Source organism: Schaalia canis, assembly GCF_003858455.1.
Lineage (GTDB): Bacteria > Actinomycetota > Actinomycetes > Actinomycetales > Actinomycetaceae > Pauljensenia > Pauljensenia canis.
On the sequence record NZ_RQZF01000022.1, the window covers coordinates 1 to 4,026 of the forward strand.

The following is a 4,026-nucleotide window of genomic DNA, read 5'->3' on the forward strand; positions in this document are numbered from 1 at the left end:
CTACCCGCTGGCCTGTCGGGGTGCGTAGGAGATCGCCTGCGCGTAGGTCTTGGGCGGGGGTGTAGCCCTTGCCTTCCACATAGAACGGGTGAGTGGCAGTAGTCTCCACCCTCCCAGCAGAGGTTTCCAGTTCGAGTACAGCCACGTCCTCATACGTGAAAGTCTCCACCACCTGGCCTGGGACGTTGCGGCCAGTGGCCGCGTCAAAGGCGAGGATTTCATCGCCTGCTTGGCTGATGGGGGTGGTTGTCCCGTCAGCCATGCTTTCCACGCCGCCAACAAGAATATTGCGCCCCAGGCACGAAGTCATCCCCGCTGCCATACGGCCAGCGGGGATCGTACGCCCAACAAGGCCGACACGCGCTTCCTCGCCAGACGGCAAATCTAACTTCGTCTATCAGCGCGCAGTACACACGCTTACTCGGAATAACCCGACAACAGACGAAGTATTCAGAAAGGCTGATTAGGCTCCCCTCAACTCACCCGCTTCACTCAGGACCTCAGTCGCCTATAGCAGTATCCCAACTTAAGGACTCCCATAAGGAGTCCTCAGCCACGGCCGCAGGATCAATCGCCGCGATTGATGCTAAGAAGTCCTGGCGCACTTGTGCCGGATCGACCTCTAAACCACCGCATCCGTCGATGCCATAGGGAGGTCCTTCAACAAAGACCTCAAAACACTTCACATAGTGCTCAAGGCAGGAATTCACAAAGAAACGTAGCGACAAGTCCGAGGCAATCTGGACAATCTCAAAATTCTCCAGGTCAATACCGATAAAACTCTCATACCCCCACTGAGCGAAAGGCAAAACACCAAAGGCTTCATCCAAAACAGGCTCTGTCACGGCATCTTCCTTGGTGAGAAAAGAAAGCCCCTTCCCCTCCAAGACCGAGAGGATGTCTTCGCCAAGCAAATCCCTGACAACTCCACGCGGATGAATCTTCACCCACACCGGAAGAATCGACCCATCAGAACAACCCCCTCATTGCTTCCTTCAAAGCAGAGTTGGATGCATCTCGTAGTTCCTTATGCTCCCACGGGAACGACCACGTCACACCTATTTTCATTTCATGCAATCGTAGAGCGCGCAGCCTCTTGCGTGGTTCACGTTCAGCGTGTCAGTAACGTTCATGCAAAGTGAGTATCTCTCCACTGCTCAGCGTGAACGCGGAGGGTTTGCTCGGAAGCTGAATTCCAGATCGCATCGAATACTTCCTCGTAATCAATCGCATCCTCATCCACCCACTGGGGAGAAGTGAACTGATACGAAGACTCAATCGCATCCGCAACTTGAAAAATCACGGCACCGAGATCCTCATCATCCTCAGAAGCAAAATACTCGCATGCATACACAAGAGCAGCCATCGCATTGCCCACAAAGACATCCCCCACATTAAAGTCAGCGATCTCTTGCTCGTAAGGAATGCTTTCTTCCACAACGAAAGCTAGGTGGCGCCACCCTAGTTCGGGCTCTGCTGCGGCTTTTAGAGCCTCCCACGCCAATGTAGCGACGTCAGGAAGGCTCCGCCCCGCGTATGGCAGCAAGGCGCGCAACCACGTCGCGCAGGAACACGCGATGCGTGCACGTTCCTGAAGAGGCGCGCTCGCAAGTACTGACTGATACTTCCTGCAAACCTGCTCCTGCCTTGTTACCACTGCGCAACCCTCCCTGAAACCTCGGCCGCGTGAAGCAAGCTCAGTGTCAACCAAACCTACAGCAGACTCCAGCGTCTCCACAGCGAACTTGCCTACCACACCCCCGCAAGAAATCGACAACCACTACTGGGCAACAAACCCCACTACACTAATACCCGCCGTCTAGGAACAAAACCCAGGACGGTTCACTCTACGACGGTTGAGGGGGACGCGTGATTCTCCTTCAGGGGGAACAGACTCATCCGCACATTGGTGCGGCCCCCACCTCACGTCAACGCACTCAATCCTTTGGCGCTGACGACAACGCCGACTCCTCCACCCTACCGATCATTCTTCTACCACAACCACAAGAGCCCAAAGTAGGAAAGCGAGAGTGCGTCAATGACTCCTATGCTGGGTGGAGAAACTCTTGGATCGATCCTACAGGGAGAACGATCCTGACTTCTTCTGGCAAATCCAACGGTTTGACATAGACTTTCACGGCCGTTTTTCCGGCGGACGCAAGGTGGATGTCTGCCAAATCGGCTGCCGGTATGTTACCTATCTGCAACACCCCACTATCACAAGAGATTGACCCGTCATAGACCAACGCCCATTCATCAGCAGCAAGGTTTACACTCCCTTCATCGACGTTAACGACCACATCCCCGACATAGTCCGGACGGGTAGCAACATAGATCGCCTGCTCGCTCGCAACATATGACGCATCACAGTTCCACTCCGGAAAGTCAGTAGCCTTCGAATCAAGAATCATCACCTGCGCATAAAGGGGGAACACGCTAAACCGAAAATCTTTTGTCTCCATCTCATCCTCCGAGCTAGTCAACGCCTCTGACCTGGAATCGATCACCACTTCCGGCGTGATGTGATGTGGCGTCATTACTGGTCTGTGCCACGCCCCAACAAGCGCCCCCAGGCCATTCATTAGGTTAACGAAAAAAATTCATCCAGTTAGCAGGAGTGCATTCGACATGCGGTGCTGGTATCCCCACAGCTTCAAGTCGTTGGTCGAAGGCGGGCTTGAGGCTGGGATGAATGAACGCAGTGTTGTAATCACCGTTGGCGTAGGCCTTGACGAGGCTTTCCTCGCTGGAGTGGGTCGTAATGTACTCCCCTAAGGCATCCCCAATAACCTGGAAGAGCGCAAGGCGCTCCTGGTCAGAGTAGACACCATTACCGCAATTCTCAACACTCTCGACATCACACTCCACCCCCAAAGGCAGACGACGCGCAAGCACATAGAAAGGAAAACTATTTCCTACCAGGTCAAAGCCTTCAACTTCCCGCATCCTCAAAGGAGCAAAGTACACTTCAATCCGCGCCCGCTCCTGTTCAGGTAGAAACTCAAGATAGACATGAAAACGCACCTGCTCGCTAGACCATTCCCAGGTGAATAGACGGTACGGGATTGCGTGCGTAGCAAGCCCTTGGGCAAGGGCGTCGCGAATCTGCTCACGGCTCAACAATGTCCTACACTCCGTCCGGCATAAGAATCACGGGAAGCTTCACCTGTCCAGAGCCAGGCCGTTTCCACGGTTTAAGGCCATCAGGAGGAATGGGCAGATCCCTGCGCACAAGTTCAGCATTAAGCATGTCCCTTAACAAGCCATTAACAGAAAACCGCCCCCTAAGGTGGCCCAACGCGTAACTCTCAATGAGCGCCTCAGTTGACGACAAGCCCGTTAAATACTCCCCTAGCGCGCCGCCGACGTGCGTGAAAGCCTGCCCGCGTCGCTCATCACTCATCTCCCCTTGATCAAGGAAACACAAGGTGTGTAGAGACTCTTGCGTATTCAACCGCAGGGCACCAGCATCAGCCCGCAAAGGAAAACTACTTCCCGTCAGCGTATGATAGCCATCCATAAATCCCTCGTCACGCAACCCACCAAAGACCTCAACAGCAACCCTGTTGCCGAATGGTAAGCGGTCGAGAAAGACCCGCCAACGCACCTGCGGACTCTCCCAGACCCACTCATAACCTCGACGACGAAAACCACACCGGGACAAGCCCTCGTGCAGACAATCCCGCACCTCTTGACGCGTCATCACCATGATCTCCAGCTCTATCGATTCTCGATCCCAACTTAAGGCTCATACAAGTCAAGGATAAAAGTCCATTCCTCAACGTTCTGGCCAGGAGTGTTAGCTACTTCTTGTCTGTATCCGGCTAATTGACGACGGCCTGTTGCTAGACCACTCGGAGTATTCGGTTTCAATTCTCTCACGATTCTCAAGTCACCACTCCAGGCATCTGGGCGAAGCCTGGAGTCTAGCAGTCCTCGGTTGAATAGGTAGCCTTGATCCTGCCCAACTGCTAAAGGATACATTTCATGTGCTCGTCTCCCTGCGGCAGCCTCCAGGCTTTCTCC

7 protein-coding genes are annotated in these 4,026 nt (G+C 54.1%); all 7 read right to left on the minus strand.

The window, feature by feature from the left end; genetic code table 11:
- The coding region (locus tag EII11_RS10230) for a polymorphic toxin-type HINT domain-containing protein (RefSeq protein ID WP_205649290.1) at positions 1–382 on the minus strand (382 nt) is incomplete at its 3' end.
- A 118-nt stretch (positions 383–500) separates the two neighbouring features.
- Entirely contained in the window at positions 501–845 is a 345-nt protein-coding gene (locus EII11_RS10235) for a hypothetical protein (RefSeq protein ID WP_124872450.1), read from the minus strand.
- A gap of 284 nt (positions 846–1,129) precedes the next feature.
- Positions 1,130–1,438 carry a hypothetical protein gene (locus tag EII11_RS10240; RefSeq protein ID WP_165867152.1) on the minus strand — a complete coding sequence of 103 codons (309 nt, stop codon included), beginning with the start codon at positions 1,436–1,438 and terminating at the stop codon, positions 1,130–1,132.
- 607 nt (positions 1,439–2,045) lie between these two features.
- Complete coding sequence (locus EII11_RS10245) at positions 2,046–2,537, minus strand: hypothetical protein (protein ID WP_124872456.1); 492 nt, start codon at positions 2,535–2,537, stop codon at positions 2,046–2,048.
- A 49-nt stretch (positions 2,538–2,586) separates the two neighbouring features.
- Positions 2,587–3,120 (minus strand): hypothetical protein, encoded by a 534-nt coding sequence (locus tag EII11_RS10250; RefSeq protein ID WP_124872459.1) that lies wholly within the window; start codon positions 3,118–3,120, stop codon positions 2,587–2,589.
- Positions 3,121–3,127: 7 nt separating this feature from the next.
- Positions 3,128–3,703 (minus strand): hypothetical protein, encoded by a 576-nt coding sequence (locus tag EII11_RS10255; protein ID WP_124872461.1) that lies wholly within the window; start codon positions 3,701–3,703, stop codon positions 3,128–3,130.
- A 38-nt stretch (positions 3,704–3,741) separates the two neighbouring features.
- On the minus strand, positions 3,742–4,017 hold the full coding sequence (locus EII11_RS11020) for a hypothetical protein (RefSeq protein WP_420820456.1): 276 nt from the start codon (positions 4,015–4,017) through the stop codon (positions 3,742–3,744).
- Positions 4,018–4,026 lie beyond the last annotated feature (9 nt).